The sequence below is a fragment of the Arthrobacter sp. I3 genome (assembly GCF_000520575.1).
Classification (GTDB): domain Bacteria; phylum Actinomycetota; class Actinomycetes; order Actinomycetales; family Micrococcaceae; genus Arthrobacter; species Arthrobacter humicola_A.
This window is the reverse complement of record NZ_KI914916.1, coordinates 189,509-192,796: the sequence shown is the minus strand read 5'-3', so window position 1 is coordinate 192,796 and position 3,288 is coordinate 189,509. Positions and strand designations below refer to the sequence as shown.

Sequence of the window (3,288 nt, the reverse complement as noted above, 5' to 3'; positions counted from 1 at the left end):
CCTGTGCGCGTCCAGGCGATGCAGCCGCAGGAGGCGCAGAGGAGCCGCAGAGCATGGAGGCGCAGGAACAGGAAAAGGGCCGGGCCCGCATCGAATGATGCGGGCCCGGCCCTTGCCGTAGCCGGTGCGCTGGGGACTAGGCCGAGCGGCGTTCGCCGCGGCGTTCGCGCAGGATGGTGAGGCGATCTTCGAGGATCTGCTCAAGTTCGGGAAGCGAGCGGCGCTCCAGCAGCATGTCCCAGTGCGTGCGCACTGCCTTCTCGTTGCTGTTGACGGGGCGTTCGCCATCCACAAGCAACGCCTCCTTGCCCGTCTTCGAAACCCAGACCGGGGGGATTTCGGCTTCCGAGGAGAATGTCACGAACACCTGCTCGCCATCCTCGCAACGGTATTCAACCCGCTGGCGCGGAGCCGGTTCGACGCCGGATTCGGTCTCCATGCTCTGTGCGCCAAGGCGCATACCCCGCAGGCTGCGATCGCTCATCTTTTCTCCCTCTATTCGGTTCGCAGGGTCAAGCCCTGCGTTGTCCGGGGACCGTCAGGCGCCGGACTTCTGGTTGCACCGCGCTGTACCGTAACTGGCCCGGTGTGGCCCGGCCAGATGACAGTCACCAGTGGACAAAACTCTTTGGAACGTCATTGGAATCAACGCTGTGCGGAGCGTTTTTGTTCCGGACGGCTGAACTGACCGGACAAATATTCAAGTATACGGGAGTGGTGCGGGCGCGGTAAAGCGAGTAGCCCCGCGGCGTGAACTGCGTAGCCTGTACCCGACCGGGCCGGCCTTAAGCCGGCTGGCCCCCGCAGCCGGCCGAAATGGCCGGTCCGCGGGGGCCAGGACGGAGCTATCCGATCCGACCGATCCAGTGCGGGAGCAGGCTCAGGGCCGGTTCCCTTGGCCGTCGGCTGCGGCGGGTGGTGAGTACGGAGCCACGTCCGGCGTTGAGGCCGTCTGCTCCTGCACCGCGCCTGCACCCAGTACGCTGCCGATCCCTTTGAGCGCCTCGCCAACCTCGCTGGGAATGATCCACAGCTTGTTTGAGGATCCCTCGGCAATCTTCGGGAGGGTCTGGAGGTACTGGTAAGCCAGCAGTTTCTGGTCCGGGTTGCCCTTGTGGATCGCGTCGAAGACCTTCTGGATGGCCTGGGCCTCGCCGTCGGCCCGCAGGATGGCCGCCTTCGCGTCGCCTTCGGCCTTCAGGATGGAGGACTGGCGCTGGCCTTCGGCGGTGAGGATCGCGGACTGCTTGGTGCCCTCGGCCGTCAGGATGGCGGCGCGGCGGTCACGTTCGGCCCGCATCTGCTTTTCCATCGAGTCCTGGATCGAGTGGGGCGGATCGATCGCCTTGAGCTCGACCCGGGAGACCCGGATGCCCCAGCGACCGGTCGCCTCGTCCAGGACGCCGCGGAGCTGGCCATTGATCTGGTCGCGCGAGGTGAGCGCTTCCTCCAGGTTGAGGCCGCCAACCACGTTTCGCAGGGTGGTGGTGGTCAGCTGTTCCACTGCCTGGATGTAGTTGGCGATCTCGTAGGTGGCGGCCCGGGCGTCCGTGACCTGGAAATAGACCACGGTGTCGATCGAGACCACCAGGTTGTCCTCGGTGATGACCGGCTGCGGCGGGAAGGACACCACCTGCTCCCGCAGGTCGAGCAATGGCAGCAAGCGGTCCACAAACGGGATCAGCAGGGTAAGTCCGGGATTCAGGGTGCGTTGGTATTTACCCAGCCGTTCAACGACGCCGGCACGGGCCTGTGGAATGATCCGGACCGACCGGACCAGCACAATAATTACAAACACAATTAGTACCAGCAGCACAATTGCGACTGCGATATTCATACGTCACCTATTCCCCAGTTGTTTTGTCTTAGTCTCGCGCCGGCAGCGCCGCACCGGCGGACAGCAGTGCCCGCCGGACAGCGCCCCTTATTGGACGGCGGATTCCGGTTGCGGGGCCACGATCGCGGTGGCCCCTTCGATGGCACTGACCACAGCCTGCTGTCCGGGCGCCAGCACTCCCGATTCGGACCGCGCACTCCAGACGTCCCCGCCAATCTTGACGAGCCCACCGTTTTCGCTCACAGCCTCCATGACGACGGCGGATTCGCCGATGAGGCGTTCAATATTGGTGCGCTGATCCGCCGGTCCCCGGTGGAGATGCTTGAGGGCCACCGGCCGGACGAAGCCGATCATGAGCAGGGACACCACGCAGAAGGCGATAATCTGCAGCCACGGATCGGCGCCGGCGAAGTCCGCCACCAACCCGGCGAGGGCGCCGCCGCCGAGCATGATGAAGAACAGGTCGAGTGTGATCATCTCGACCACGGCAAACAGGAGAAAGAGCGTGAGCCACAACGCCCACCAATTCTCGATCAGCCATTCAGACATCAATTCCCCCTTGAGTTCCGGGAGCTGCAGGCACAGGTCCCCAGTAACTGTGATTCCATCCTAAGCGGAACAGCAATAGCTGGGACCGGCGGTAGGGAATTGATGGCCAAAGTGGCCAAGTCGTTATTTCGCGGGTCGATTCCCCGGCCTGGCCTTCCGCCCCGGTTCCCCTCCGGGGGGTCGTTTCAGGGCGTACCGGACGGCACCCGCGAACCGGCGGGAGCGGGAATGGTCAGCGGATGGGTTGAAAGACGCTGATCCGGAAGCGGGCCGAGACAGAAGTCCGGTCCGGAAGCGCGGCCTCGAGGGCTGCCAGCGCGGCGCGGTCCAGGTGGTGGCCGGCCGGTCCCATGTAGGCCAGGTTGGCGACGTCGCGCGGGCCAAGGGTCAATGCCAGGTCCAGATCAGATGCTGCGACGGGCGCGAAGTGCTGGCCCAGGGACGCGGCGAGCCGCTCGTCTTTGGCCGGCTCGATCCCCAGCATCCCGGCCGGCCCGGCAACTTCCGCCAGGTGACCGGGCCGCGGTGTGACCACGACCAGGCGGCCGCCGGGGCGGAGAACCCGGGCGAACTCGGGCGCGTTGCGCGGCGCAAAGACCACGGTGACGACGTCGACGGCGTTCTCCGCGACCGGCAACGGCTGCCAGACGTCCCCGACGACGTTCAAAGCCTCGGGGTTCAGCCTCGCTGCGCGGCGCAGGGCGAACTTGGAAATGTCCAGGCCGATGGCCGCGGCCGGACCGCTGTCCGCGGCCCGGTCCAGCACTGCCCTGAGGTAGTGGCCGGTGCCCGTTCCGGCGTCGAGCACGAGGGGCCGGCCGGCGGGGGCTTCCCGGAGCGCCGGTGTGGCGAGCCCGGCCACGGCATCGGCCAGCGGCTGGTAATGCCCCGCGGAGAGGAAG

At 66.1% G+C, this 3,288-nt stretch carries 4 protein-coding genes; all 4 read right to left on the bottom strand.

The annotated features are described in order from the left end of the window. Positions 1-136: 136 nt before the first annotated feature. Complete coding sequence (locus Y706_RS0108970; protein ID WP_026266329.1) at positions 137-484, bottom strand: RNA polymerase-binding protein RbpA; 348 nt, start codon at positions 482-484, stop codon at positions 137-139. Between the two features lie 396 nt (positions 485-880). Continuing rightward, positions 881-1,837 (bottom strand): SPFH domain-containing protein, encoded by a 957-nt coding sequence (locus Y706_RS0108965; protein ID WP_028276337.1) that lies wholly within the window; start codon positions 1,835-1,837, stop codon positions 881-883. Positions 1,838-1,924: 87 nt separating this feature from the next. After that, positions 1,925-2,386 (bottom strand): NfeD family protein, encoded by a 462-nt coding sequence (locus tag Y706_RS0108960; RefSeq protein WP_028276336.1) that lies wholly within the window; start codon positions 2,384-2,386, stop codon positions 1,925-1,927. 232 nt (positions 2,387-2,618) lie between these two features. Beyond that, positions 2,619-3,288: methyltransferase domain-containing protein (locus Y706_RS24510; protein ID WP_043435566.1), on the bottom strand; the 670-nt coding region annotated here is incomplete at its 5' end.

Coding starts and splice junctions, on each gene's coding strand:
- Y706_RS0108970 (WP_026266329.1), bottom strand. CDS start 484: ATGAGCGATCGCAGCCTGCGGGGTATGCGCCTTGGCGCACAGAGCATG.
- Y706_RS0108965 (WP_028276337.1), bottom strand. CDS start 1,837: ATGAATATCGCAGTCGCAATTGTGCTGCTGGTACTAATTGTGTTTGTA.
- Y706_RS0108960 (WP_028276336.1), bottom strand. CDS start 2,386: ATGTCTGAATGGCTGATCGAGAATTGGTGGGCGTTGTGGCTCACGCTC.